Raw genomic sequence first — 26,011 nt, 5'->3', positions numbered from 1 at the left:
ATTTTATTAATAATTCCCCTACTATCCTTCTCCGCTCATAAGTATTATTTGAGCCTCACTCAAATTGAGTATAGAAGTGAATTGCAAGCTGTTCAGATAACAATCAATGTTTTTATGGATGATATTGAACTCGCCCTAAATAAAGACTACAATATTGATTTACAACTTACCACAAAAGAAGAACTAAAAGATAACGACGTTTATTTTATTAAATACTTAAACAGTAAACTCCATTTAAAGGTAAATGATGTTCCTAGAAATTTTAACTATATCGGTAAAGAATATGATGGAGATTTGGTCTATTTTTATTTAGAAATTGAAGACGTTAAAGAGCTTAACAACATAGAAGTTACCAATAAAATCTTAACCAAACACTTTCCACAACAAGAAAATTTAATAAAGAGTAAAGTTGGCAAAAAGCACAAAAGTATTCTATTAACCGCAAAGAATGATAAAGGTTTGTTAAAATTTTAACTCATTTTAACTTTTTCTCTAACTTATTCTTAATTTGTACCGCTAATCAATTCAAGTACAAATGAAAAAAATTACATTCTTACTATTAAGTGTATTTTTTGTTGGATCAGCTGTTTTTGGCCAAGAAACAACCACAAAACAAGGTCACACAAACCAAAACAAGTTTAGACAGCTTAAAGATGTGTTAGCAACCCCTAATGAGCAAAGAACTGCTTCTGGAGCGCCAGGTAAAAACTACACACAACAGAAGGTAGATTACGTAATGGACATTGTTTTAGATGATGAAAAAAGCAGAATTACAGGTGCAGAAACCATTACATACCACAACAACTCTGCAGACGAATTAACATATTTATGGGTACAATTAGACCAAAATATGAGAGCTGCAGATTCTAAAACTCCAGATATTCAATCTAGTAAAGTACCTACTAAACTTAGCAAAGCTCGTTTTGATAGAGCTTATCCTGAAGAAGCTTTTGATGGTGGTTTTAAAATTACTAGTGTAACAACAAATGATGGTGCAAAATTATCTTATACGATCAATCAAACAATGATGCGTATTAATTTAGCTGAACCATTAGCATCAGGAGAAACTTATAAGTTTAAAATAGAATGGTGGTATAACATTAATAACCATAGAACTCAAGGAGGTAGATCTGGTTATGAATATTTTGAAGAAAACGAAAACAAAAATTATGTAATTGCTCAATTCTTTCCAAGATTATGTGTTTATGATAATGTAGAAGGTTGGCAAAATGACCAATTTTGGGGTAGATCTGAATTTGCCTTAGAGTTTGGAGATTACACCGTAAATATTACTACACCAGACGATCACATGTTAGGTGCAACTGGAGTTTTAAAGAATGAAAGTGAAGTTTTAACCAAGACTGAATTAAAAAGATTAGAAAAAGCAAAAACTTCTTTTGATGACCCTATTATAATCCGTACTCAAAAAGAAGCTACAAAAATTGAAAAAACAAAATCTAAGAAAACAAAAACTTGGAAATTTTATGCTGAAAATGTAAGAGATTATGCATTTGCAACCTCTAGAAAATTTATTTGGGATGCAATGGCAGTAGATATTAATGGTAGAACTGTAATGGCTTATTCTTTATACTCTAAAGAAGCAAATCCTTTATATGGAGATCACTCTACAAGAGCAGTTGTACAAACTTTAAAAACATATTCTAAATATACTTTTGATTACCCATATCACAAGGCAATTTCTGTAGACGGACAAATGGGTATGGAATATCCACAAATTTGTTTTAATCCTGGAAGACCAGATTTACCAGATGGTGGTTATTCTGATAGACAAAAATACAGAACTATTGGTGTGACAATTCACGAAGTTGGACATAATTTCTTTCCGATGATTGTAAATTCTGATGAAAGACAATGGACATGGATGGATGAAGGTTTAAACTCTTATGTACAAATGTTAGCTATGATGGCTTATGAAAAAGATTATCCACTAAGTAGAGGTTTGCCTAAAAACATTGTACGTTATATGAGCGGAGATCAATCTAAAATTTCTCCAATTATGTCTAAAGGAGATAATGTTTATGAATTTGGAAATAATGCCTACGGTAAACCAGCAACTGCGCTATGGATTTTAAGAGAAACTATAATGGGACATGAATTATTTGATCACGCATTTAGAACGTATTCTCAAAGATGGATGTTTAAACACCCAACTCCTGCTGATTTCTTTAGAACAATGGAAGATGCTTCTGGTGTAGATTTAGATTGGTTTTGGAGAGGTTGGTTTTATACAACTGATGTAACAGATATAGGTATTAAAGGTGTGAAGAAATTTTACACAAAAACAGATAATGATAGTGTAGAGTTTACCGAAGATACTACAGAAGGTTTAGGTTTTTCTAATACACATGGTAAATATCATTATGAAATTACCTATAATAAACCTGGTGGTTTAGTGATGCCAATTATAGTAGAGTTCAATTATAAAGATGGTACTAAAGAAAAGAAAACATATCCTGCACAAATTTGGAGATATGATGATGCTGAAATAACAAAAGTTTTTTCTTCATCGAAACAAATAGAAAGTATTGTAATAGACCCAGAGCTAGAAACTGCCGATGTAGATACAAGTAACAATAGCTGGCCAAAAGAAACAAACAATAAGTTTGATAAATTTAAAAGTAAAATAAAAGGATAACAAAAAGATAAATAATTAAAAGCGATATGACAACATATCGCTTTTTTTTATAAAAATTTGTTAAAGTTTTAACTTTTTTTAACAAATATCCAACAATATTCATAGTTTAGCTCACTTTTAATTCAAATAACTCAAATGAAAAAATTCACTTTATTCGTATTTTCTTTATTTTTTGTTGCTGCAGGTACTTTTGCACAAGAAAAAAAAGAAGAAAGTAAAACCCTACAAGGGCACACAGACCAAAACAAGTTTAGACAACTAAAAGATGTTTTGGCAACTCCTAATGATCAACATGCTGCTTCTGGTGCACCAGGAAGTCAATACACGCAACAAAAAGTTGATTATGTAATGGACATTCGTTTAGAAGAAAGCACTAACAAAATTTATGGAGATGAAACAATTACGTATCACAATAACTCTAAGGATCAATTAGAGTATTTATGGGTACAGTTAGATCAAAACATGAGAGCAGATGATTCTAAAACACCTTTAGCTCAATCTACTGGAGCAACTCCTTTTATAACTCCAGAAAATTTCCAAAAAGACTTTATGAATGAAGGGAAAGGTTTTGGTTTTAATATTGAAGAAGTAGAAAGTAATGGTAAACCTTTATCACACTTTATCAACAGAACCATGATGCGTATTAATTTACCTAAACCATTAGCGTCTGGAGATACTTTTAAATTTAGCATTAAATGGAATTATAAAATCAACGATATTAATAAAGATGGTGGACGTTCTGGTTTAGAAACTTTCCCTGACGGAAACAACAACTATACTATTGCACAATTCTTTCCAAGATTAGCGGTATATAACAATGTAGAAGGATGGCAAAATATGCAATTCTGGGGTCGTAGTGAATTTGCTTTAGAGTTTGGAGACTATGAAGTAAACATAACGGTACCTGCTGATCATATTGTAGATGCAACTGGTGATTTACAGAACGAAAAAAATGTCTTAACGAAGACACAACGTAATCGTTGGGAAAAAGCAAGAAAAACTTTTGATAACCCAGTAATGATTGTTACACAAGCCGAAGCTGAAGAAGCAGAAAAAGGGCGTGCTACCAAAACAAAAACTTGGACATTTAAAGCTGAAAAAGTTAGAGATTTCGCTTTCGCATCCTCTAGAAAATATATTTGGGATGCCATGGCTACCAACATAAATGGTAAAACCGTAATGGCGGTTTCTTTATATCCTAAAGAAGGAAATCCTTTATGGGAAGAGCACTCTACAAGAGCAGTTGCACACACTTTAATAGAATATTCTAAATTAACGTTTGACTACCCATATTCTAAAGCAATTTCTGTACACTCAGAAAGACAAGGAATGGAATACCCAATGATTTGTTTCAACTTTGGTCGTCCTAATCCTGATGGAACCTATTCTGATAGAACGAAAAAAGGAATGATTGGAGTAATTGTTCACGAAGTAGGTCATAACTTTTTCCCGATGATTGTAAATTCTGATGAAAGACAATGGACTTGGATGGATGAAGGTTTAAACTCTTTTGTAGAAATATTAGCAGAGTTTTCTTATGATTATGATTTGTTTTCAAAAAATCCAGCTAAAGAAATAACAAGATACATGGGCGGAGACCAAAGTAATATCTCCCCTATTATGTCTCAAGGAGATTACGTAAAACAATTTGGACCAAACGCATACACAAAACCTGCAGCGGCTTTATACATTTTGCGTACAACTATTATGGGACCAGAATTATTTGACCACGCATTTAGAACCTACTCGCAAAGATGGATGTTTAAACACCCAACACCTTCTGATTTTTTTAGAACAATGGAAGATGCTTCTGCGATGGATTTAGATTGGTTTTGGAGAGGTTGGTTCTATACTACAGATGTAACAGACATCGGTATTAAAGAAGTAAAACCTTTATATTTAACAGACAAACCTAATGAAAGAGTTACAAAGTTAAAAGAACAATACAAGCAATATTTTGATGGTTTAGGAGAATTAGTTTACATCACAGATAAAAAAGAAGATGCCAATGCAAAAGCAATGGATGCTCACACAAATGGCAAAGAAGTTCCTTCTTATTTATATGCAGTAGAATTTGAAAAACCAGGAGGTTTAGTAATGCCAATTATTGTAGGATTAACCTATGCAGATGGAACTACTGATAAACAAACATTTCCGGCACAGATTTGGATGAAAAATGACACTAGTGCTAAAAGAGTTTTTTCTTCTACCAAAGAAATTACAAGCATAACTGTAGATCCAGATTTTGAAACAGCAGATGTAGATACTTCTAACAATAGCTGGCCTAAAAAAGAATCTAATGAGTTTGATAAATTTAAAAGTAAAGTAAATCAATAAGTAACTGATTACTTATTCTCATATAAAAAGCCTCACATTTGTGGGGCTTTTTTTTATGATATAACTTTACAAGCAACTTACTTTAGTCCATTTAAGGAATTCTATAAAACACCATACTTTTTAAGAAATGTTAAAACTCCTATTTCTAATTTAGGATTAAATTAGGATTAATACTAAGGCTATTTTAACTGAATTTTCTAACTTAGTACTCTAAGAAATAACAATACAAACTAAATATAAAATTTTCATGAAAATCAATAATATATTAGAAGGTATCGGTAACACACCGGTTGTACGATTGGCAAAATTATTTCCAAATGCAAATGTTTGGATGAAACTAGAAAAAGCAAACCCAGGTGGAAGTATTAAGGATAGAATTGCATTGGCAATGATTGAAGATGCTGAAAGCAAGAACCTAATAAATAAAGATACAGAAATTATAGAACCAACCTCTGGTAATACTGGTGTTGGTTTAGCAATGGTAGCTGCTGTAAAAAACTTGAAGCTTACTTTAGTGATGCCAGAATCTATGTCCGTAGAAAGACGTGCTTTAATGAAAGCTTACGGAGCTAATTTAGTACTTACCCCTAAAGAACTTGGTTTAGGAGGTACTATCGCAAAGGCGCACGAAATGGTCGCTGAAAATAAAAATGCGTGGATGCCATCGCAATTTACAAATCCTGCAAACCCAGAAATCCATCATAAAACTACTGCTCAAGAAGTAGTAAACGACTTTCCTGAAGGTTTAGATTATTTAATTACTGGTGTTGGAACTGGCGGACATATTACAGGTATGGCAGAGGTTTTAAAAGAAAAATATCCGAGTATAAAAGTATTGGCAGTGGAACCTACAGGATCTTCTATTATTTCTGGAGGCGAACCAGGACCTCATAAATTACAAGGAATTGGACCAGGCTTCTTTCCTGAAACATTCAATAAAGACATAATTGATGGTGCTGTTAAAATAACGAATGAAGAAGCATTTGCAGAAGTTAAAAACATTGCAAAAACAGAAGGAATCTTAGTAGGTATTTCTACAGGAGCCTCTTTAGCGGCTGTTAGAAAACAGTTAGCAACCTTAAAAGGTGAAGAAGTTATATTAACCATGAATTATGATACTGGAGAACGTTATCTTTCTGTAGAAGGTCTTTTAACAGAATAATAATTTACAAAAAGTATAATCATAGAAAAAGCCTCACAATTTGTGAGGCTTCTTTTTTTGTCTATCTGAATTTATTTCAGATTTTTATAAAATAAAATAAGATTGGTTTATTTAAAAAATGAATCTACAAATTCATGTTTATTAAACACTTGTAAATCATCAATTCCTTCTCCTACTCCAATATATTTTACAGGAATTTTAAACTGATCTGAAATACCAATAACAACTCCACCTTTTGCTGTACCATCTAATTTAGTAACTGCTAAAGAAGTAACTTCTGTTGCTAAAGTAAATTGCTTTGCTTGTTCAAAAGCATTCTGACCAGTAGAACCATCTAAAACTAGCAATACATCATGTGGAGAATCTGCTACCACTTTTTGCATAACACGTTTTATCTTGGTCAACTCATTCATTAGGTTTATCTTATTATGTAAACGACCAGCGGTATCTATAATAACAACATCTGCATCTTGATTTACTGCAGATTTTAAAGTATCAAAAGCTACAGAAGCTGGATCAGATCCCATTTCTTGACGTACAATTGGTACACCTGTTCTGTCGGCCCACACTTGTAATTGATCTATTGCTGCTGCCCTAAAAGTATCTGCTGCACCTAAAACAACTTTTAATCCTTGCTTTTTAAATTGTGCGGCTAATTTACCAATAGTAGTTGTTTTACCAACTCCATTTACACCAACTACCATTAAAACATAAGGCATTTTATTACCGTCCTTGTCTTTAGGGATTTCCGGAATTACAAATTCAGTTTCGTTACCAATATTGGTTTCAGAAAGTAAGCCTGCAATTTCCTCACGTAGAATTCTATTTAATTCATCTGTACCAACATATTTGTCTTTGGCAACTCTATCTTCTATTCTTTCAATAACTTTAAGCGTTGTACCTACACCAACATCAGAAGCTACTAATATTTCTTCTAGATTGTCTAAAACAGCATCATCTACCTTAGATTTACCTGCAACAGCTTTGGTTAGTTTGCCAAAGAAACTTTCCTTAGACTTTTCTAATCCCTTGTCTAAGGTTTCTTTTTTTTCTTTTGAAAATATTTTTTTAAAAAAACTCATTTTTATCTTTTATACTATAATAGCAATACGTTAAAAAACGTGCCACTTGTTGGGTTTGGTCAAATTGTCACTAAAAAAGCTTGCGTTAGCGATTGAAATGACATCCTTTTCTTATAAATATAATTATTTAATTTAAATTTAAAGATTTTCATTAAAACCACAAAATTTTCTTAACCATAACAGTCTAAGAAAAGATATAATGTAAAGCGCGACCTTTTTAGGAAACGCCCAAAAATACGTAATTATAAGACACAAAAAAAACTACCTTCTAAATTAGAAAGTAGTTTTATATATTTTTATGTAGTAATTACTACTTTTTTGCTAAAAAAGCATCTACTTTAGAAGGATCTAAAATAGTTTCTACGAAAGTATAAGCTCCAGATTTAGGAGATTTTACCATTTTGATAGCTTTACTTAATCTTTTTGAAGATGTTTGTAACGATGCTACTGTTTTCTTTGCCATTGTCTAAGTTTTTTAATCTATGTGCTCTATTCTGAGTTCTAGACAGTTTAATTATTTAATTTCTTTGTGAACAGTCATTTTCTTTAAGATAGGATTGAATTTTTTAATTTCCATTCTATCAGGAGTGTTCTTTTTGTTCTTTGTTGTAATGTATCTAGAAGTACCTGCTTTACCAGAAGCTTTATGCTCTGTGCATTCTAAAATTACCTGAACTCTGTTACCTTTTTTTGCCATTTGTATAAAATTTTAAATCGCTTGAGCGCTTATTTAGTTAAAAATCCGTTAGCTCTCGCGTCTTTTATAACTGAAGAAATTCCTTTCTTGTTAATATTTTTTAATGCAGAAGCAGAAACTTTTAATGTTATCCATTTATCTTCTTCTGGGATATAAAAACGCTTGGTCATTAGATTAGCGTCAAACTTTCTCTTAGTTCTATTTAAAGCATGAGATACATTGTTCCCAACCATTGCTTTTTTACCTGTTAATTCACAAACTCTAGACATCTTTTCGACAGTATTTATAGTGTTATCTCTAAACGAGGTGCAAATATACACTTAATTCTAATTCTGAACAAAACAATTTTAATTATTTTTTAAGAATTTCTTTATTTGCTATTTCTAAAGCCTTACTTACCGTTCTATTAATTACTTTTTCTCTTGGCTGGCCAAAGTCAAATTCTTGCACCAACTCTGTAGTATCCGATATAAAAGCAATATACACAATACCTACACTTTTGTCTGTATTATCTGTACTTGGTCCTGCATTACCAGTAACTGCAATTGCATAATTTGTCTGCAATTTAGCCTTCACTCCTCTTGCCATTTCTAAAGCTACCTCCTTACTAACAACGCTATATTTATTGATTGTTTCTGCGGAAACACCTAATAAATTAATTTTCATTTCTGCAGAATACGTTACAAAACTACCTTTATAATAGTCCGATGAACCTGCAACTGACACTAAATTTGCTGCAATTTGACCTCCAGTTAAGCTTTCTGCTGTAGAAATTGTTTCATTATTTCTTTTTAATAATGCTCCTACTCTTTTTTCTAAAGAACTATCGTCATCTAAACCAGTAATAATTTCGGGTATTAATTGATAAATTTCTGCAACTTTATCATTCAGTTCTTTTTCTAAAATTCCTTTGTGAGCACCTTTGGCGGATAAACGCAACCTCACTTTACCAAATGAAGGTAAATAGGCCAACTTAATATAAGGTGGTAAATTGTTTTCGAAATCTTCAATTCTTTCTGCAATCATGCTTTCACCTTGTCCATAGGTCATAATTGTCTTATGAAGAATGAAAGGTAATTTAAACTGCTGTTGAATTTTTGGTAATACCTCATTGGTAATTAAACCTTTCATTTCATACGGAACTCCTGGAAGTGACACAAAGACAGTCTCGTTTTCGTAAAACCACATTCCGGGTGCTGTACCAAAAACATTCTTTAATAAGGTTGCTTTTGATGGCAATTGAGCCTGATACCTTTGCACTTCATTAAAAGGATGATTTACTTTTATAAACATCTCTTTTATTTGCTCAATTACTTCAGGATATTCTATTAATTGATGATCATTAAAATATTCTGCAATTGTTTTTTTAGTGATATCATCTTTTGTAGGTCCTAAACCACCTGTTAAAATAACAATATCTACTCTTTCTTGCGCTTCCTTTAAAGCGTTAAGAATATGTTGCCTATCATCTTGAATGGAAGTAATTTGATAAACTGAAACTCCTATTTTATTTAATTCCTGACCAATAAATTGTGAATTGGTATCAACAATCTGACCAATTAGAATTTCATCTCCTATTGTAATAATTTCTGCATTCATTATGCGCCTATTTCATTTATATTTTGATAATCTAAATTTTTATTCTTTAATCTTTTTCGTAAAAAAACAAAAAGGAAATATGAAAGAATAACACTCAATAAGACCGATAAATTTCTATTAGATTCAAAATCTTGCTGAAGTTTAAAATCTGTAAAAAAGCCATAAATAAGTAAATAAATAATTCGGATTGCAAGAGAGACAAAAAAACCTATACAAAAATAAAAGATATTATTTTTTTCAAACCTTTTAGCCAAATACATAAAACAAATCCCAACAAATATTGATACTATTATTTGTATCGTAAAATTTATCAACCTACTTTACTCTAATATTAAAAGCTTCTTTCCCTTCAATAACACCTTTTAAGTTATCGTTTTCTACAACTTTTCCAACACCTGCTGGTGTACCTGTAAAAATAATATCTCCTTTTTTTAAGGTGAAATATTGAGAAACATAAGCAATTAGTTCATCGGTTTTCCACAACATAGCATTGGTGTTACCATCCTGAACAATTTCATTATTTTTATACAATTGAAATTTTAAGTTCTCTAAATCAAATTCTTCCTTCGGATAAAACTCACCAATAACGGCACTTCCGTCAAATGCTTTTGCTTTTTCCCAAGGCAAACCTTTTTCCTTGCATTTTGCTTGTACATCTCTTGCGGTAAAATCGATTCCTAATCCGATTTCATCATAATATTTATGAGCAAATTTTGCATCAATATGTTTACCTACTTTATTTATTTTTACCAAAACCTCTACTTCATAATGAACGTCATCAGAAAAAGGCGGAATAAAAAATGGATTTTTTCTTGGTAAAATAGCAGAATCTGGCTTTAGAAAAACAACAGGATTCTCTGGTCTTTCATTTGCTAATTCTTCTATGTGTTTTGCGTAATTGCGCCCAATACAAATTATTTTCATTTTTATGTATTGAAAATTAAATGGTTTAAAATTATAATTAAAGTATGTTATAACTCTAAACTGCCAACTGCAACTGAATTACTGCATACTTTTTTACTCTCCTGCTTCCGGAAAAACAATAGCTCTATTTCCTGAAACTATTATTTGATGATTCAAGTGGTTTTTAACCGCTCTTGCCAACACCAATTTCTCTATATCTGCACCAATCCTCTTTAAGGTTGTTGGTGTACTTTCGTGCGTTACAGGTTTTACATCTTGCTCAATAATTGGGCCTTCATCTAAATCTACCGTTGCATAATGTGCTGTTGCTCCAATTAACTTCACTCCTCTTTCATAGGCTTTTTTATACGGATTTGCCCCTTGAAAAGCTGGTAAAAAAGAATGATGAATATTGATGATTTTCTCTGGATAATGTTTGATAAAATCTGAAGATAAAATCTGCATATACCTCGCCATAATAACTAAATCTACTTCATTAGCATCTAGCAATTGCACAACTTGATCTTCTTGATCTCTTTTGGTCTCCTTTGTAACTGGCAAATGATAAAAAGGAATATTAAACATATCTGCAACATACCTTAATTTATTATGATTACTGATAATCATTTTTACATTACAGTCTAAACGTCCTTCTTTAGAGCGTTCTAACAAATCATATAAATTATGACTAGTATGCGAAACCATAATGGCTACATTTTGTTTTTTATCGCCATAATTAACAGACCAATCTATACGCAAAGGTGTTGCTAGTTGTTGAAAGTTATTTTCTAATGCTTCTTTAGAAATATTTGTTCCATCAGCATTTAAACGAACTCTCATAAAATATGTATTCTCAACAGAATTTACATACTGTTGAGAACTTAAAATATTGAATCCATTTTCATAGAAAAAAGTGGTGATTTTAGCTACCAATCCTTTTTGATCTGGACATTTTATTAAAAAAGAGACTACTTGTGGTTTCATAAAAACTGCCCATCCTAACCTTCCCGACAGGAAGGAACTGCAAACTGGGTAATTTGGAGTTTTAATTATTTATTTCTTTTAGAGCAAGCTCAAACATATTACTAAAACTAAATACTATAGCTTTAAACTGAAATTGCCTAATCAACTATGGTATCCATTTTTTAGGGAAGTTTGGTTTTCTCTTTTCAAGAAAAGCATCTCTTCCTTCTTTTGCTTCATCAGTCATATAAGCAAGTCTTGTTGCTTCTCCTGCAAAAACTTGTTGACCAACCATTCCGTCGTCTGTTAAGTTCATAGCAAACTTTAGCATTTTTATAGAAGTCGGACTTTTTTCTAAAATTTCTTGTGCCCACTCATAAGCGGTATCTTCTAATTCGTCATGAGGAATAACGGCATTTACCATCCCCATTTCATAAGCCTCTTGCGCAGAGTAATTTCTTCCTAAGAAAAAGATTTCTCTAGCTCTTTTTTGCCCAACCATTTTTGCCAAATATGCAGAACCATAACCACCATCAAAAGAAGTTACATCTGCATCTGTTTGTTTAAAAATAGCGTTTTCTTTAGAAGCTAAAGTTAAATCGCAAACTACATGTAAACTGTGTCCGCCACCAACTGCCCAACCTGGTACCACAGCAATAACTGCTTTTGGCATAAATCGGATTAAACGCTGTACTTCTAATATATTTAGCCTGTGATAACCATCGTCACCAACATAACCTTGGTGTCCTCGTGCTTTTTGATCTCCACCAGAACAGAAAGAATACACACCGTCTTTGGTACTTGGTCCTTCCGCAGAAAGTAGGACAACGCCAATATTTACATCTTCGCCTGCATCGTAAAAAGCATCGTATAGTTCTTTAGTCGTTTTTGGTCTAAAAGCATTTCTAACATTAGGTCTATTAAATGCAATTCTAGCAACTCCATTACACTTTTTATAGGTAATGTCTTCGTATTCTTTAACAGTTTTCCACTCGGGTTGTATCATAATTTTGTATTTTGGACGTTCTTTTAGAAGAACAAAAAAATTGGTTACAAAAATAAAGATTCAAATTTATGATAAAGAAATCGTTCACCCTAATATTTATGTTGATTTGCCTTAGCGGGTATGCACAAAAAATAATAAATAAAACAATTATCTCTGATTACGCAGATGATAAAAGGGACATAAAAATATATTTACCAGAAGGTTATGATCCTGAAGAGGACAAAAATTATCCTTTAGCAGTTGTTTTAGATAGTGAGCTTTTGTTTGATATGTATGTAGGGAATTCTGTGTTATTTGCAGCTAAAGACAAAGCTCCAAAACAAATTGTGGTAGGAATTGAAATGGCTAAAACCAGAAAAAAAGACACCTATTTTAATGTAACTACAGGCGAATTTACTGTAGATAACAAGAAATTTTATCAATTTATAAAAGATGAAGTTATTTTTGAAATCGAAAGCAATTACAATACTTCTCCTTTTATTTCTATTATTGGTCAAGGTACTTCTGCAAACTTAGTATCCTTTTTTTTAGGAGAAAAAATTCCACTTATCAATTCTTACATCTGTATAAACCCTCTTTTTTCTGATTTTATAGGACAGCAATTGCAAAGTTATAATTTACCGAGATACGAAAAGGAAGACAATACTTTTTACCTATACATAAATAACTCTACATCGTTTTCTGTTGATAAACAGACTAAAATAGGAGAACTACAAGGAGGCTTAAAATCTTTAGAGATAAAAAACCTTAACATTATAAACGACACCATTAATACTCCAAGTAGCATATCTGCTATTGGTGAAGCGATTCCTAGAGCATTAAACCAAGTTTTTCAAGTGTACTCTGCCATTTCTAAAGAGGAATTTGACAAAAACATAAAAGATTTATCGCCATCAGATGCTATTGCTTATTTAGAAAACAAATACTTAGAAATTGATTTCCTTTTTGGAAGTAATTTAGGAATAAGAGAAAGTGATATTTTTGCTATCGAGAAATTAATTATGGAAAAGGAAAATGGAGATCAGTTACTTCCTTTTGGTAAAATGATTTTAAAACTATACCCTTCATCTCCACTAGGTGATTACTATATTGGTAAATTTTACGAAAGCAGTAAACAAATTAATAAAGCAATTGTACAGTATAAGATTGGTTACGGAAAAATGGATCCTGCAGACCCAAATGCGGATAGGTTTTATGAAAATATTCTAAGATTAGGCGGGAGGTAAAAAGTATGCAGTATGCAGTATGCAGTATGCAGTATGCAGTATGCAGTATGCAGTATGCAGTATGCAGTATGCAGTATGCAGTATGCAGTATGCAGTATGCAGTATGCAAAATTAAAAAATCTATATTCGTTAAAAAATAACAAATACTATTAATTAAAAACATTTTTACTGCCTACTGCTAACTGACGACTGAATACTCATGTTACACCAACTCTATTCTATCTTCTTTGATAAGAATTAGTTTTTGTCTATATAAATTTCCTACTGCTTTTTTAAAGGCTTTTTTACTCATTTTCATATGAAAACGGATAGAATCTGGAGAACTTTTATCTGTTAACAATAAAAAACCTTCTCTACTTTCTTTTAGCTTTGTCAATACTTTTTCTACATCAGAATCAATAACATTTCTAAAACCTTGTGGTCTCAAAGAAACATCTATTTTTCCATCTTCACGAATTTGTTTCACATAACCAACAACCTCCATGTTTTCTTCCAATTCCTGAAAAACTTCACTTCTAAAAAGTAAACCATCAAATTCTTCATTAATTAAAACTGTGTATCCTAAATTTGTTTCTGTTTCAATTACTAAGCTGACTTTCTCTCCCTCTTTCAAGTACATCTCTACCTCTTCCGAGTTATTTTCGTCATCTTGTAAGTTCTCTTCTTCGTCGTATAAATCTTCTTGTAAACTCATTATTGTATGTATTTAAAATATTCTTTTAAAATTAAATTATTTTCTTCACTTGGCGTAAAGATTTCTAATATTTTTGGTTTTTCTGATGTTTCATAAAAACCTTGTAAATGTTCTTGTACTCTTTCTGTAGTATCTGCTTGTAAATAATCGAAATGATACATTTTACATAAATGCGCTGCAGTTAACGTATGCGGAGTTTCAAAATATTTTGAAGCATTGGTAGCTCCTGGTCCTGGAATAATTTTAAAAATTCCACCTCCAGAATTATTAATTAAAATAATTCTAAAATTTTTAGGAATAGCTGCATTCCACAATGCATTACTATCATAGAAAAAACTAATATCTCCTGTAATAAAAACCGTCTGATTTTCATTTGCAAAAGCAGCACCAATTGCAGTAGAAGTACTTCCGTCAATTCCGCTTGTTCCTCTATTACAAAAAACGGTATTCGAATTATCTATAGAAAATAATTGTGCGTATCTAATTATAGAACTGTTGCTAATTTGCAACTGACTATTGGCAGGAATACTCTCTACAACCTGCTCAAAAACTTTAAAATCTGAATGTGTTGCTTTAGATAAATACTCTTGATGTTTTACACGTTTTTCATCACGAAGTTGCAACCATTTTTGTTGATACTTACTTTCTTTTTTTATTATTGTTCTATTAAATTTCGAAAAGAAATCAACTGGCTTTATTTGTATAAATTCAGATAAACAGAAAAACGTATTTACTGCTTTCTTTTCATCAATATTCCAATGCTGTTTTGGTGGATATTTTCTTAAAAATTGTTTAATTTTCTTAGAAACAATCATCCCTCCAAAAGTAATTAATACTTCTGGTTTTAAATCTTCAAACTGATGATCATCCAAAGAAAAAATTAATTGATCTATAGAATTAACAGACTTTTCTTGATGTAAATTAGAAGTTGTTTCTGTTAAGATCAACACGGACTCATCCTCAGCATACAAATCCATTAATTTATGTAAATCTGCATCAGGATAATTAACACCAACAAGAATCATTTTCTTTTCTGCTGCGTTCCATATTTTTGATAAATTATCATAATCAATATGAGAATTATCTAAAGAACTTAAAGAAATATGCGGAAAATTAAAACTTTGCATTTCTTCAACCGTTTCATACAAAGGCTCATCAAACGGAACATTAATATGCACAGGACCTTTTTGTGAAACTGCTACTTGCAAAGCTTCTCCTATTAATTGAGAATTACGTGTTTTGTACTTCTCGTTTTCAATTAGATTGGCAGCGAACAAAATATGATTATCAAAAACATTTTCTTGACGAATAGTTTGTCCGTCTCCAATATCAATTAAATGTTTTGGTCTATCCGCAGAAATTACAACCAACGGAATGTTACTGTAAAATGCTTCTGCAATTGCCGGATAATAATTTAACAAAGCAGAACCAGAAGTACAAACAATTGCAACTGGTTTCTGAGTTTGTTGCGCAATACCCAAAGCAAAAAAAGCAGCACAACGCTCATCCACAATACTTAATGTTTCAATTTCTGGATGATTAGAAAAACCAACTGTTAAAGGAGCATTACGTGAGCCTGGAGAAATAACAACCGTATCAATATTAAATTGACTACATGCTGAAATTACAATTTGTGCGAGTTCTTTTTTTGGGTACATTACTATAAATTACAAGGTGGCAAAGTTACAAAGTCCAAAAGTTATTAAAGACAAAAAAGTCAGAAAGTAAAATATTTTTCTACTTTCTGACTTTATTATATAAAAACCAACTGTGTTGGCTAGTTTCCTTTTTTGTAATCTGCTAAAAATGTAGCCAAACCACTATCTGTTAAAGGGTGTTTTAACAAACCTTCAATTGCACTTAAAGGCCCAGTCATAACGTCAGATCCTAATTTTGCACAGTTAATAATGTGCATTGTATTACGTACAGATGCTGCTAAAATTTGAGTTTCGAAACCGTAATTGTCATAAATTAAACGAATTTCTTTAATCAAGTTCATTCCGTCTGTAGAAATATCATCTAAGCGACCAATAAATGGAGAAACATACGTTGCTCCTGCTTTAGCAGCCAATAAAGCCTGACCTGCAGAAAACACTAACGTTACGTTTGTTTTAATTCCTTTAGAAGAAAAATATTTACACGCTTTTACACCGTCTTTAATCATTGGTAATTTCACAACAATTTGAGGGTTTAAAGCAGCCAAAGCTTCACCTTCTTTTACCATTCCGTCAAAATCTGTAGAAATTACTTCTGCAGAAACATCACCTTCTACCAAATTACAAATTTCTTTGTAATGGTTAATAATGTTTACTTCGCCAGTAATACCTTCTTTAGCCATTAAAGATGGGTTTGTAGTAACTCCGTCTAAAATACCTAAAGCTTGCGCTTCTTTAATTTGCTCTAAATTTGCAGTGTCAATAAAAAATTTCATTTGTATATATTTAGTTGTAATTGTTCTATTTATTTTGGGCGTTCGAGCGGGCTTTACGCACTCGCTTTTTTTGTTAAAAAACAAAAAAGAGCTCAAACAATTGCTTCAATCCCTAACGCAAAGATAGTTACTTGTTTATAAAATTAAGAATTGAAATAAAACTATTTACTTACTACTTATAAACATTAAAAACTGCCTAAAACTATAATTTATAATGGTTCATTAATATTTTCTCGTAAGTTCTATCTGGCAAAATTCGCTTTAAAACAATGGAGAACTTTTCCATAAACCCACCAACTTTGTAATGAATCTTCGGGTTTTTAGTTTCTATAATCCTATGTACAGCCTTTGCCATTTCTATCGGATCCATTCCTCCACTTACATGCGCATCCATCAAATTTAAATTCATTTGATAATTCTCTATATAAGCAGAATCCTCAAAAACGGGTGTGTGATATCTTCCCGCAGCAATATTGGTTGCAAAATCTCCGGGTGCAACACAAGCAACTTTAATTCCGAATGGTTTTACCTCCATACTTGTTGCTTCCGTTATGGTTTCTAAAGCACCTTTTGTAGCAGAATACAATCCCCTGAAAGGTAAGCCCATATAACCAGCAATAGAAGTTACATTTATAATAGTACCCGATTTTTGTTTGCGCATTTGTGGCAATGCAGCTTTCATTACATCTACAGCACCAAAAAGATTGGTATTAAAAACAGCTCTCATTTCATCAGTCGGCGTATCTTCAATTGGACCCGTAATTCCCATTCCTGCATTATTAACCAAAACATCTAACCTTCCTTCTTTCTGAATGATTAAATCGACTGCTGCATTAATAGTATCAACCTTTAAGACATCCAAAGCAATTAATTCAAAAGAAAAATTGGCAGTGTTTTTAGGATTTCTACTTGTTCCATATACTTTATATCCTTTTTCAGATAAAAACGTAGCAATAGATTTCCCTATTCCGGATGAAGCTCCAGTAATTAATACAACTTTAGACATAAATAATAAATGCTTGAAAAATTAAAAATACTTAATAATTAAATGTTGCCACAAATATCTTAAAAGAAAACGAAGGAAACTAAAAAGGAGAAAGTTAATAATTGCTCTAAAAAAGAAAAATTCTGAAGAAATTCAGAATTAAATAGAGAGAAATAAAAAATGGCAAGCTACCTACATCACACCGCTACAACCTAATACCTTTGCTGCGTTCCCGCCCTGGAGGATTCAAAGGGAGCTAGTTGTGTAGGACTTGCCGCTGCAAATTTACACGCTTTTTTGATATTGACAATAAAAAAAGTGTAAATTTTATGTAACATTTTCAACACTCTGAATACTAATGAATTGTTGTGATAGTAAACAAACTTTTATAAATAATTAAAAACTATCAACAATGAAAACAATATATTTGTATAACTAACTAAATTAAAAAAATGGAAGATCAAGCAAACAGTAAAAGTCTAATTGTAAATTATGGTGTTATTTTAGCAGTAGCTGGAATATTATTGAGTGTTATTACCTACGCAATGGGTGAACACCTTAAACCTCACTGGTCAATTTCAGTTATATCTATTGGTTTAACCACAGCTTTAGTTGTTTTAGGTATAAAAAAATATAAAGAAATTAATAGTGGTTTTATCTCTTGGGGACAAGGTGTTAAAATTGGTGTTGGTATATGTATACTTTCTGCATTAATTACAGCCATTTATCAGTATATTTTTATGACTGTTATAGAGCCTGATTTTATGCAACAAGCTATGGAAATTCAAAATCAAGCATATTTAGATGGTGGAATGACAGAAGCGCAAATTGAAGGTGCTAATGAAATAGCACAGAAATTTCAATCTCCGGGCATTATAGCTGCTATTTCAATTATTGGTGCTGCAATATTAGGTTTTATTATTTCTGCAATTGCTTCTGCAATCATGAAAAAAACTGAAGAAGAAACATACTAAATTTTAATATTTGAGGTTTTTGTACAAATTAAACTTTGAATTATAAATATTGAATAAAACAAACATGGATATTTCGGTAGTAATACCACTTCTTAACGAAGATGAATCTTTACAAGAATTATACGATTGGATTGCAAAAGTTATGCAATCCAATCGTTATTTATATGAAATCATTTTTATAGATGATGGTAGTACAGATAATTCTTGGAGTGTAATTGAAAAACTCTCCGCTGCACATACCGAGGTAAAAGGAATTCAGTTTCAAAAAAATTACGGAAAATCGCAAGCTTTAGATGCTGGTTTTGACATGGCAAAAGGAGCTGTTGTAATTACCATGGATGCCGATTTACAAGACAATCCAGATGAAATTCCTGAATTATATGATCTAATCATTAAAGAAGATTTCGACCTAATTTCTGGTTGGAAAAAGAAGCGTTATGACAACGTTATCACTAAAAACATCCCTTCAAAATTATTTAATGCTGCCGCTAGAAAAACATCTGGTTTAAAACTAAACGATTTTAACTGCGGATTAAAAGCATACAAAAACGAGGTTATTAAAGCAGTAAAAGTAAGCGGAGAAATGCATCGATACATTCCTGTTTTAGCCAAAAACGAAGGCTATACTAAAATAGGAGAAAAAGTAGTACAACACCAAGCAAGAAAATACGGAGAAACTAAATTTGGAATGGACCGTTTTGTAAATGGTTTTTTAGATTTAATTACCATTTCTTTTTTATCAAAATTTGGTAAAAGACCCATGCACATTTTTGGTCTTTGGGGAACTTTAATGTTCTTATTTGGAACAACATCTGCATTTTATATTGGCGCCTATAAACTTTACAAACTTTTTAACGGTATTAAAACAATTTTAATAACAAACAATCCTTGGTTCTATATAGCATTAACTTCTATGATATTAGGAACACTATTATTTTTAGCAGGATTTATTGGAGAACTCATTATAAAAACAAAAAGTAACGAAAAACACTATACAATTAAAGAAAAACTCAATTTCTAAATAGTATATTTGTATTTCAACATAACTTTAAACGATGGATAATATTTTAGACAAAGCAAAACAATGGTTAACAGCTACTTTTGATGCTGAAACTCAAACTGAAATTCAAGAATTAATTAACAATAATCCTGATGCCTTAGCAGATAGATTCTACAAAGACATGGAATTTGGAACTGGAGGAATGCGTGGAGTTATGGGTGCTGGAACCAACAGAATTAACAAATATACATTAGGTAGAGCAACTCAAGGCTTGTCTAATTACTTAATAGAAAACGTAAAAAAAGAACAATTAAGCGTAGTAATTGCGTACGATTGTAGACATAACAGTAAAAAGTTTGCTAAAGTAGTCGCAGATGTTTTATCTGCAAATAATATAAAAGTATTTCTTTTTGAAGATTTACGTGCAACTCCAGAATTGTCTTTTGCCGTTCGTCACTTAGGTTGCGATGCTGGTATCGTTTTAACGGCTTCTCACAACCCGCCAGAATATAACGGTTACAAAGTATATTGGGCAGATGGAGGACAAATTGTTCCTCCACATGATGGTGGAATTATTGGAAAAGTAAATGCATTAGATTTTTCTGAAATTAAATTTGATGCAAACGAAAGTTTAATTGAAGTAATTGGTAAAGAAGTTGATGATGTTTTTATTGAAGCATCTGTAAAAAATGGTTCTTTATCTGATAAAGTAGATCGTAAAAATTTAAAAATTGTATTTACATCTTTACACGGAACTTCTATAGTTTCTGTGCCTGATGCATTAGCTAAAGCAGGATATACAGATGTACATATTGTTGAAGAACAAAGAGAACCAGATGGAGATTTCCCAACTGTAAAATCTCCAAACCCAGAAGAGCCAGAAGCTTTAAAAATGGCAACTGATTTAGCAAACAAAGTTGGTGCAGATATTGTTATTGGTACCGACCCAGACTGTGATAGGTTAGGTGTAGCTATTAGAGATACAAACGGAAACATGAAATTAATGAATGGGAACCAAACAATGGTTGTTATGACTGAATTCTTGTTGAAGAAGTGGAAAGAAGAAGGCAAAATGAACGGCAAACAATTTGTAGGATCAACTATTGTTTCTACAGAGTTGGTTAATGATGTTGCTGCAAGTTATGGTGTTGAAACCAAAGTTGGTTTAACTGGTTTTAAATGGATCGCTAAAATGGTTAGAGATTTTCCAGAGCTATACTTTATTGGTGGTGGTGAAGAAAGTTTTGGATACATGGTTGGTGGTTTTGTAAGAGATAAAGATGCAGTAACTGCAACACTTTTAGCTTGTGAAGTTGCCGCGTATGCTAAACAAAACGGAAGTTCTTTTTACGAAGAGTTATTAGCTATTTATGTTAAAAACAACTTCTATAAAGAGCATTTAATTTCAATTACTAAAAAAGGAATGGATGGTGCTGCAGAAATTCAGCAAATGTTAAGCGATATGCGTAACAATCCATTGACTGAAATTGATGGAGAAAAAGTAGAATCTCTTTCTGATTACGACGCATCAACTAGAAAAAACTTAATAACTGGTGAGGTAACAAACATCGATTTACCAAAATCTAATGTTTTAATTTATCAAACCGAATCTGGAACAAGAATTGCGGCGAGACCAAGTGGAACAGAACCAAAAATAAAGTTTTACTTTAGTGTGAATACATCTTTAGATACTAAAGAAAACGCTACTTCTATAGAAGCTGCTTTAGATGCAAAAATTCAAAGAATTATTAAAGAAATGAAATTGAATTAATGGGCTATTTTAAGGACATTCTAAAATATGAGAAAAAGTATCGAAAATTTACTATTTTAAATATTCTATTTAATATACTTTACGCAGTTTTTAATGTGCTTTCTGTATTGGCGTTTATTCCTGTTCTAAAAATTTTATTTGGAGAAGAAAGAGTAGCCGTTTCAAAGCCGATTTATGCGGGTATCGGAAATATTGGTAGTTATCTAGAAAATGAATTTAACTACTTTATTTCTCAAAAAATTATTAATGACGGCGAAATAAACGTGCTTTTATTTATTTGTTTATTATCACTGTCATTATTCTTTTTTAAAAATTTATTTAGATATCTAGCTTCTTATGCAATTGCTTTTTTAAGAACAGGAATTGTAAAAGATTTAAGAGATAATTTGTACAATAAAATTGTAGAACTCCCTATTGCCTATTTTTCAGAAAAAAGAAAAGGAGACATTATAGCTCGTATGACTGGAGATGTGCAAGAAGTAGAGAACTCAATAATAAGCTCTGTACAAACCATTGTTAGAGAACCTTTAACAGTTGTTATTTCTATAACAATTATGCTGTACATGAGTTTAAAACTAACATTGTTTGTTTTTGTTTTATTACCCGTTTCTGGTTTTATAATATCATCTATTAGTAAAAAGTTAAAATCTAAATCGGCAAAAGCACAAAAGGAAACTGGTAATTTCTTATCTTTTATTGAAGAAACATTAACTGGATTAAAAATTATTAAAGGCTTTAATGCAGAACATGTAATCGCAAAAAAATTCAATAACTCAACACTTCATTTTAAGCAATTAATGACAAGTGTATATCACAGGCAAACATTAGCTTCACCTATGAGTGAGTTTTTAGGATCGGCAACAATTATAGCGATTCTTTGGTATGGTGGTACAGAAGTTTTGTCTAATACAGGTAATTTAAAAGCGAGTCAGTTTTTAGGGTACATTGTACTTTTTTACACTGTTTTAAATCCTATAAAATTAATTACGACCACCTTTTATAACATTCAAAAAGGAGAGGCTTCTGCAGAAAGAATTATGACGGTTCTTAATACAGAAAACACCATTAAGGACAAGCCGAACGCAATTATAAAACAAGACTTTACAAATAAAATAGAATTTAAAAATATCTCTTTTAAGTATAAAGATGAATATGTTTTAAAAAACTTTTCTTTAACGATTAATAAAGGAGAAACCGTTGCTTTAGTGGGGCAATCTGGAAGTGGAAAATCTACCTTGGCAAATTTAATTACTCGTTTTTATGATGTTAATAAAGGGGATGTACTTATTGATGACAACAACATTAAAGACATCACTAAAAAGTCTTTAAGAAATTTAATGGGTATTGTTTCTCAAGATTCTATTCTATTTAATGATACGATTACCAATAATATTAAATTAGGAACACAGCAGGCAACTGATGATGCGGTTTTAGAAGCTGCAAAAATTGCTAATGCAGACGAGTTTATTCAGAATTTACCTGAAAAATACGATACAAATATTGGTGATAGTGGAAACACACTTTCTGGTGGACAAAAACAACGTTTGTCTATTGCAAGAGCAGTTTTAAAGAATCCTCCAATAATGGTTTTAGACGAGGCTACTTCTGCCCTAGACACAGAATCGGAACAATTGGTACAACTTGCTTTAGAAAAAATGATGAAAAACAGAACATCTTTAGTAATTGCACACAGACTATCTACCATACAAAAAGCAGATAAAATTGTAGTACTTAAAAAAGGTAAAATTGTAGAGCAAGGTAAACACGACGAATTACTTACTAAAAAAGGAGAGTACTTTAAGTTGGTTACTATGCAGAGTTTATCATAGTGCCAACTAAGTTACCTTATCTAATCCGTTTAAACAGTAATAGTTTTTTTTTAGTTTTTTATTCTTAAGAATCTGTTTATTAAATAATAAATCTTCTTTAGAATATTTTTCTTTATGAAATAAATGATAAACAATAGCTTTGTTTTTTACAGATTTACCTTTAACACCAATGGACTTAAGCCTCCATTCAATATCATTATCTTCACCTACTGCCGCTCTTTGATAATCTTCATCAAAACCATTTACTTTATAAATTGTCTTTTTAGAGATTCCCCAATTACATCCAAGTAGCCATTTTTTATCACTATTGTAAGACAAATTTAAAAATGGACTATAAACTCCAATTTTTTTCTTTTTGCTTTTTGAAAATAAAACATTAGGTAAATCTAACAGTTTTAAATTAAATGTTTTTTTAAGCTTTGATGTAAGTCTTTCTGAAAGCATTACCCTACGTCCTTTTAACATTACGTCTTCTTCAAAATTTTTTATGTAGGCTTTTATAAAATGTTTATGAGGAACACAATCTCCATCAATAAAAACCAATAAATAACCTTGAGCCAATTTAGTAGATTTATTTAGCATCATGTTTTTTCTAAACCCTACATCTTTATCTTGATTTGTGTGCTTTATTGGGAAATTATAGTCTTTTTTACAGTTTTCTAAAAAAGTAAATGTATCTTCATTATAATCATCTTCAGAAACAATGACCTCAAAATTAGTTTCACTTTGATTTTGTAAAGCTTTTAAAATTAAGTTTAGATTAATTTTATTTTTATAATAAGAAATAATTACAGATACTTTCATTTTTTATCTAAATTTTCAAACCCAATTCTTTTCCTTTTTCAATCATAAAATCATAAGATGCTTGCTTTTCATTTGGTATTTCTCCTTCTAAAATAGCCTCTTTAATAGCTTCTTTAATTTGACCTATTTCTCTACAAGGTCTTAAATTAAAAGCTTCCATAATTTCTTCACCAGTAACTGGTGGTTGAAAATTACGTACTTGATCTCTCTCCTCTACTTCTTTTATTTTAATTCTTACCAACTCAAAATTTTGGTGATAACGTTTAAATTTCTTGGGGTTTTTAGTTGTAATGTCTGCCTCACATAAAGTCATTAATGAATTAATATCATCTCCAGCATCAAAAACCAAACGTCTAACTGCAGAATCTGTAACTTCCGTTGCCAAAACAATAGGTCTAGAACTTAACATGACCATTTTCTGAACAAATTTCATTTTGTTATTCATAGGCATTTTTAAACGCTTGAATAACTTATACACCATTTTAGAACCTACAAATTCATGAGCATGAAAGGTCCAACCTACTTTTTTACTAAATTTTTTAGTTGGTGCTTTTCCGATATCATGCAATAATGCCGCCCATCTTAACCAAACATCTTCTGTATTTTCAGAAATATTATCAACCACTTCTAAAGTGTGGTAAAAATTATCTTTGTGCTTCTGCCCTTCTACTTCCTCCACTCCTTTTAGAGCCATTAACTCAGGTAATATTTGCTTTAACAAACCTGTTTGTTCTAACAATAAAAAACCAATTGATGGTTTTGGAGATGACAAAATTTTATTCAATTCGTCCACAATTCTTTCACGAGTGATAATTTTTAATCGATAAGCATTTCTAGAAATTGCATCTAAAGATTCTCTATCAATATTAAAATTTAATTGCGTTGTAAAACGAATGGCCCGCATCATTCTTAGAGGATCATCAGAATACGTAATATCTGGATTTAAAGGTGTTTTAATCACCTTACTTTTCAAGTCCTCTATTCCATTGAAAGGATCTAATAAAGCGCCAAAACTATCTTCATTTAAACTTAAAGCCAACGCATTAATCGTTAAATCTCTTCTATTTTGATCGTCTTGTAAATTACCTTCTGTAACATCAGGATTTCTACTATCTTCAGAATACGATTCTTTTCTAGCGCCAACAAATTCAATTTCTACATCATTATAACGTAACATTGCAGTTCCGTAGGTCTTAAAAACTTGTACCTTGGGTTTATTTGGCAACAGTTTAGATACTTTTTGAGCCAACTCAATACCACTACCAACCGCTACAACATCAATATCTTTAGAGTTTCCTCTTTTTAAAAAAAAATCACGTACATAACCGCCAATTACATAACTCTCTATTTGTAACTCTTTGGATGCTTTGGATATAACATTAAATATTTCTAGAGAAATGGCTTCTTTAAAGAATTGTTTTTGCATGAATTTATGCTCTTAAAGTTCGAATATAAGTCACCAATCTATAAGTAATTGGTCATTTTACATTCATGTTAATTTACCGCAAATTTACTATATAAAACATGCTACACAAAAAAATGAATTACTTTTTCTTAAAATGATTCTAAGGTAATAGTTAGCAATACAATTACCATAGTAATAATCTCTCGGATAAATAATAAGTAATAAAAACAACTTAGTGATTTGTATCTATAAGTACTTTGTTTTATTCAAGTCTTTAGCAATAAATATAAATTAAAACCGATGCTAGATTCTCTCAAATATTGAAATGAACTTTATAACTGTGTATTCTAAAAATACTATCTTTGCGCTCCTATATAATACCTATGTTTCAAAAAATTCCGAGTTACATAAAATACATTTTTACAAATGTATTTTTTCTATTTATTTTCGCAGTACTTTTTAGAGGAATCTTTTACCTTTTCTTTAT

23 protein-coding genes and 1 other RNA gene are annotated in these 26,011 nt (G+C 31.2%); 9 read left to right on the top strand and 15 right to left on the bottom strand.

The window, feature by feature from the left end:
* The first annotated feature begins 48 nt into the window (after window positions 1-48).
* The 4 genes from H0I27_RS06595 (at window position 49) to cysK (ending at window position 6,155) form a co-directional block, all read left to right on the top strand.
* The gene (locus H0I27_RS06595) at window positions 49-474 is read left to right on the top strand and encodes a DUF6702 family protein (RefSeq protein WP_218733045.1); all 426 of its coding nucleotides are present in this window, start codon (window positions 49-51) and stop codon (window positions 472-474) included.
* A gap of 61 nt (window positions 475-535) precedes the next feature.
* Complete coding sequence (locus H0I27_RS06590; protein ID WP_218733044.1) at window positions 536-2,656, top strand: M1 family metallopeptidase; 2,121 nt, start codon at window positions 536-538, stop codon at window positions 2,654-2,656.
* A 135-nt stretch (window positions 2,657-2,791) separates the two neighbouring features.
* Window positions 2,792-4,993, top strand: coding sequence for a M1 family metallopeptidase (locus H0I27_RS06585; protein WP_218733043.1), 2,202 nt, complete (start codon window positions 2,792-2,794; stop codon window positions 4,991-4,993).
* A gap of 247 nt (window positions 4,994-5,240) precedes the next feature.
* A complete protein-coding gene (gene cysK, locus H0I27_RS06580; protein ID WP_218733042.1) occupies window positions 5,241-6,155 on the top strand; it encodes a cysteine synthase A in 915 nt (304 codons plus the stop codon).
* A 107-nt stretch (window positions 6,156-6,262) separates the two neighbouring features.
* Here cysK and ftsY read toward each other — a convergent pair whose 3' ends face one another.
* The 8 genes from ftsY to H0I27_RS06540 all read right to left on the bottom strand — a co-directional run bounded on the left by ftsY (window position 6,263) and on the right by H0I27_RS06540 (window position 12,405).
* A complete protein-coding gene (gene ftsY, locus H0I27_RS06575) occupies window positions 6,263-7,237 on the bottom strand; it encodes a signal recognition particle-docking protein FtsY (RefSeq protein ID WP_218733041.1) in 975 nt (324 codons plus the stop codon).
* Window positions 7,238-7,547: 310 nt separating this feature from the next.
* On the bottom strand, window positions 7,548-7,700 hold the full coding sequence (locus tag H0I27_RS06570) for a DUF4295 family protein (RefSeq protein ID WP_218733040.1): 153 nt from the start codon (window positions 7,698-7,700) through the stop codon (window positions 7,548-7,550).
* A gap of 51 nt (window positions 7,701-7,751) precedes the next feature.
* Window positions 7,752-7,934, bottom strand: coding sequence for a 50S ribosomal protein L33 (rpmG, locus tag H0I27_RS06565; protein WP_068449915.1), 183 nt, complete (start codon window positions 7,932-7,934; stop codon window positions 7,752-7,754).
* A gap of 29 nt (window positions 7,935-7,963) precedes the next feature.
* Window positions 7,964-8,203, bottom strand: a complete 240-nt coding sequence (rpmB, locus tag H0I27_RS06560; RefSeq protein ID WP_158838598.1) for a 50S ribosomal protein L28 — start codon at window positions 8,201-8,203, stop codon at window positions 7,964-7,966.
* Window positions 8,204-8,285: 82 nt separating this feature from the next.
* Window positions 8,286-9,533, bottom strand: coding sequence for a competence/damage-inducible protein A (locus H0I27_RS06555; RefSeq protein WP_218733039.1), 1,248 nt, complete (start codon window positions 9,531-9,533; stop codon window positions 8,286-8,288).
* A gap of 315 nt (window positions 9,534-9,848) precedes the next feature.
* On the bottom strand, window positions 9,849-10,457 hold the full coding sequence (locus H0I27_RS06550; protein WP_218733038.1) for a fumarylacetoacetate hydrolase family protein: 609 nt from the start codon (window positions 10,455-10,457) through the stop codon (window positions 9,849-9,851).
* Between the two features lie 93 nt (window positions 10,458-10,550).
* Window positions 10,551-11,420, bottom strand: coding sequence for a formyltetrahydrofolate deformylase (purU, locus tag H0I27_RS06545; protein WP_218733037.1), 870 nt, complete (start codon window positions 11,418-11,420; stop codon window positions 10,551-10,553).
* Window positions 11,421-11,565: 145 nt separating this feature from the next.
* Window positions 11,566-12,405 carry a 1,4-dihydroxy-2-naphthoyl-CoA synthase gene (locus H0I27_RS06540; protein ID WP_218733036.1) on the bottom strand — a complete coding sequence of 280 codons (840 nt, stop codon included), beginning with the start codon at window positions 12,403-12,405 and terminating at the stop codon, window positions 11,566-11,568.
* Window positions 12,406-12,503: 98 nt separating this feature from the next.
* Between H0I27_RS06540 and H0I27_RS06535 the strand changes: the two genes are divergently transcribed.
* Window positions 12,504-13,631, top strand: a complete 1,128-nt coding sequence (locus tag H0I27_RS06535; RefSeq protein WP_254712819.1) for an alpha/beta hydrolase-fold protein — start codon at window positions 12,504-12,506, stop codon at window positions 13,629-13,631.
* Window positions 13,632-13,833: 202 nt separating this feature from the next.
* On the opposite strand, the gene H0I27_RS06530 is transcribed toward H0I27_RS06535, so the two are convergent.
* The 5 genes from H0I27_RS06530 to ffs form a co-directional block, all read right to left on the bottom strand.
* Window positions 13,834-14,325 carry a DNA-binding protein gene (locus H0I27_RS06530; protein WP_254712818.1) on the bottom strand — a complete coding sequence of 164 codons (492 nt, stop codon included), beginning with the start codon at window positions 14,323-14,325 and terminating at the stop codon, window positions 13,834-13,836.
* Window positions 14,325-15,983 (bottom strand): 2-succinyl-5-enolpyruvyl-6-hydroxy-3-cyclohexene-1-carboxylic-acid synthase, encoded by a 1,659-nt coding sequence (gene menD, locus H0I27_RS06525; protein WP_218733034.1) that lies wholly within the window; start codon window positions 15,981-15,983, stop codon window positions 14,325-14,327. Before menD ends, H0I27_RS06530 begins: the two co-directional genes overlap by 1 nt.
* A gap of 119 nt (window positions 15,984-16,102) precedes the next feature.
* Entirely contained in the window at window positions 16,103-16,756 is a 654-nt protein-coding gene (fsa, locus tag H0I27_RS06520) for a fructose-6-phosphate aldolase (RefSeq protein WP_158838605.1), read from the bottom strand.
* A gap of 202 nt (window positions 16,757-16,958) precedes the next feature.
* Window positions 16,959-17,762, bottom strand: coding sequence for an SDR family oxidoreductase (locus tag H0I27_RS06515; RefSeq protein ID WP_218733033.1), 804 nt, complete (start codon window positions 17,760-17,762; stop codon window positions 16,959-16,961).
* Between the two features lie 157 nt (window positions 17,763-17,919).
* Window positions 17,920-18,018, bottom strand: an RNA gene (gene ffs, locus H0I27_RS06510) — signal recognition particle sRNA small type.
* Between the two features lie 175 nt (window positions 18,019-18,193).
* On the opposite strand from ffs, the gene H0I27_RS06505 reads away from it, so the two are divergent.
* The 4 genes from H0I27_RS06505 (at window position 18,194) to H0I27_RS06490 (ending at window position 23,315) form a co-directional block, all read left to right on the top strand.
* On the top strand, window positions 18,194-18,715 hold the full coding sequence (locus H0I27_RS06505; protein WP_218733032.1) for a DUF4199 domain-containing protein: 522 nt from the start codon (window positions 18,194-18,196) through the stop codon (window positions 18,713-18,715).
* A 64-nt stretch (window positions 18,716-18,779) separates the two neighbouring features.
* Entirely contained in the window at window positions 18,780-19,736 is a 957-nt protein-coding gene (locus H0I27_RS06500; protein ID WP_218733031.1) for a glycosyltransferase family 2 protein, read from the top strand.
* A 34-nt stretch (window positions 19,737-19,770) separates the two neighbouring features.
* Window positions 19,771-21,486, top strand: a complete 1,716-nt coding sequence (locus H0I27_RS06495; protein ID WP_218733030.1) for a phospho-sugar mutase — start codon at window positions 19,771-19,773, stop codon at window positions 21,484-21,486.
* Complete coding sequence (locus H0I27_RS06490) at window positions 21,486-23,315, top strand: ABC transporter ATP-binding protein (RefSeq protein ID WP_218733029.1); 1,830 nt, start codon at window positions 21,486-21,488, stop codon at window positions 23,313-23,315. The genes H0I27_RS06495 and H0I27_RS06490 overlap by 1 nt, the downstream gene beginning before the upstream one ends.
* 6 nt (window positions 23,316-23,321) lie before the next feature.
* On the opposite strand, the gene H0I27_RS06485 is transcribed toward H0I27_RS06490, so the two are convergent.
* Window positions 23,322-24,119 carry a glycosyltransferase gene (locus H0I27_RS06485; RefSeq protein WP_218733028.1) on the bottom strand — a complete coding sequence of 266 codons (798 nt, stop codon included), beginning with the start codon at window positions 24,117-24,119 and terminating at the stop codon, window positions 23,322-23,324.
* Window positions 24,120-24,126: 7 nt separating this feature from the next.
* A complete protein-coding gene (locus tag H0I27_RS06480) occupies window positions 24,127-25,545 on the bottom strand; it encodes a CCA tRNA nucleotidyltransferase (RefSeq protein WP_218733027.1) in 1,419 nt (472 codons plus the stop codon).
* Window positions 25,546-26,011 lie beyond the last annotated feature (466 nt).

Origin of the sequence: Polaribacter sp. HaHaR_3_91, assembly GCF_019278525.1 — a bacterium.
Taxonomy (GTDB): Bacteria; Bacteroidota; Bacteroidia; order Flavobacteriales; family Flavobacteriaceae; genus Polaribacter.
This window is presented reverse-complemented; position numbering and strand designations above follow the sequence as displayed.

What these genes read in the sequence shown, in the direction of transcription:
- H0I27_RS06495 (WP_218733030.1), top strand. Translation starts at nt 19,771, where the DNA reads ATGGATAATATTTTAGACAAAGCAAAACAATGGTTAACAGCTACTTTT.
- H0I27_RS06540 (WP_218733036.1), bottom strand. Translation starts at nt 12,405, where the DNA reads ATGATACAACCCGAGTGGAAAACTGTTAAAGAATACGAAGACATTACC.
- H0I27_RS06570 (WP_218733040.1), bottom strand. Translation starts at nt 7,700, where the DNA reads ATGGCAAAGAAAACAGTAGCATCGTTACAAACATCTTCAAAAAGATTA.
- rpmB (WP_158838598.1), bottom strand. Translation starts at nt 8,203, where the DNA reads ATGTCTAGAGTTTGTGAATTAACAGGTAAAAAAGCAATGGTTGGGAAC.
- H0I27_RS06555 (WP_218733039.1), bottom strand. Translation starts at nt 9,533, where the DNA reads ATGAATGCAGAAATTATTACAATAGGAGATGAAATTCTAATTGGTCAG.
- H0I27_RS06485 (WP_218733028.1), bottom strand. Translation starts at nt 24,119, where the DNA reads ATGAAAGTATCTGTAATTATTTCTTATTATAAAAATAAAATTAATCTA.
- ftsY (WP_218733041.1), bottom strand. Translation starts at nt 7,237, where the DNA reads ATGAGTTTTTTTAAAAAAATATTTTCAAAAGAAAAAAAAGAAACCTTA.
- H0I27_RS06505 (WP_218733032.1), top strand. Translation starts at nt 18,194, where the DNA reads ATGGAAGATCAAGCAAACAGTAAAAGTCTAATTGTAAATTATGGTGTT.
- menD (WP_218733034.1), bottom strand. Translation starts at nt 15,983, where the DNA reads ATGTACCCAAAAAAAGAACTCGCACAAATTGTAATTTCAGCATGTAGT.
- H0I27_RS06515 (WP_218733033.1), bottom strand. Translation starts at nt 17,762, where the DNA reads ATGTCTAAAGTTGTATTAATTACTGGAGCTTCATCCGGAATAGGGAAA.
- H0I27_RS06550 (WP_218733038.1), bottom strand. Translation starts at nt 10,457, where the DNA reads ATGAAAATAATTTGTATTGGGCGCAATTACGCAAAACACATAGAAGAA.
- H0I27_RS06590 (WP_218733044.1), top strand. Translation starts at nt 536, where the DNA reads ATGAAAAAAATTACATTCTTACTATTAAGTGTATTTTTTGTTGGATCA.
- fsa (WP_158838605.1), bottom strand. Translation starts at nt 16,756, where the DNA reads ATGAAATTTTTTATTGACACTGCAAATTTAGAGCAAATTAAAGAAGCG.
- cysK (WP_218733042.1), top strand. Translation starts at nt 5,241, where the DNA reads ATGAAAATCAATAATATATTAGAAGGTATCGGTAACACACCGGTTGTA.
- H0I27_RS06585 (WP_218733043.1), top strand. Translation starts at nt 2,792, where the DNA reads ATGAAAAAATTCACTTTATTCGTATTTTCTTTATTTTTTGTTGCTGCA.
- H0I27_RS06480 (WP_218733027.1), bottom strand. Translation starts at nt 25,545, where the DNA reads ATGCAAAAACAATTCTTTAAAGAAGCCATTTCTCTAGAAATATTTAAT.
- purU (WP_218733037.1), bottom strand. Translation starts at nt 11,420, where the DNA reads ATGAAACCACAAGTAGTCTCTTTTTTAATAAAATGTCCAGATCAAAAA.
- H0I27_RS06490 (WP_218733029.1), top strand. Translation starts at nt 21,486, where the DNA reads ATGGGCTATTTTAAGGACATTCTAAAATATGAGAAAAAGTATCGAAAA.
- H0I27_RS06535 (WP_254712819.1), top strand. Translation starts at nt 12,504, where the DNA reads ATGTTGATTTGCCTTAGCGGGTATGCACAAAAAATAATAAATAAAACA.
- rpmG (WP_068449915.1), bottom strand. Translation starts at nt 7,934, where the DNA reads ATGGCAAAAAAAGGTAACAGAGTTCAGGTAATTTTAGAATGCACAGAG.
- H0I27_RS06530 (WP_254712818.1), bottom strand. Translation starts at nt 14,325, where the DNA reads ATGAGTTTACAAGAAGATTTATACGACGAAGAAGAGAACTTACAAGAT.
- H0I27_RS06500 (WP_218733031.1), top strand. Translation starts at nt 18,780, where the DNA reads ATGGATATTTCGGTAGTAATACCACTTCTTAACGAAGATGAATCTTTA.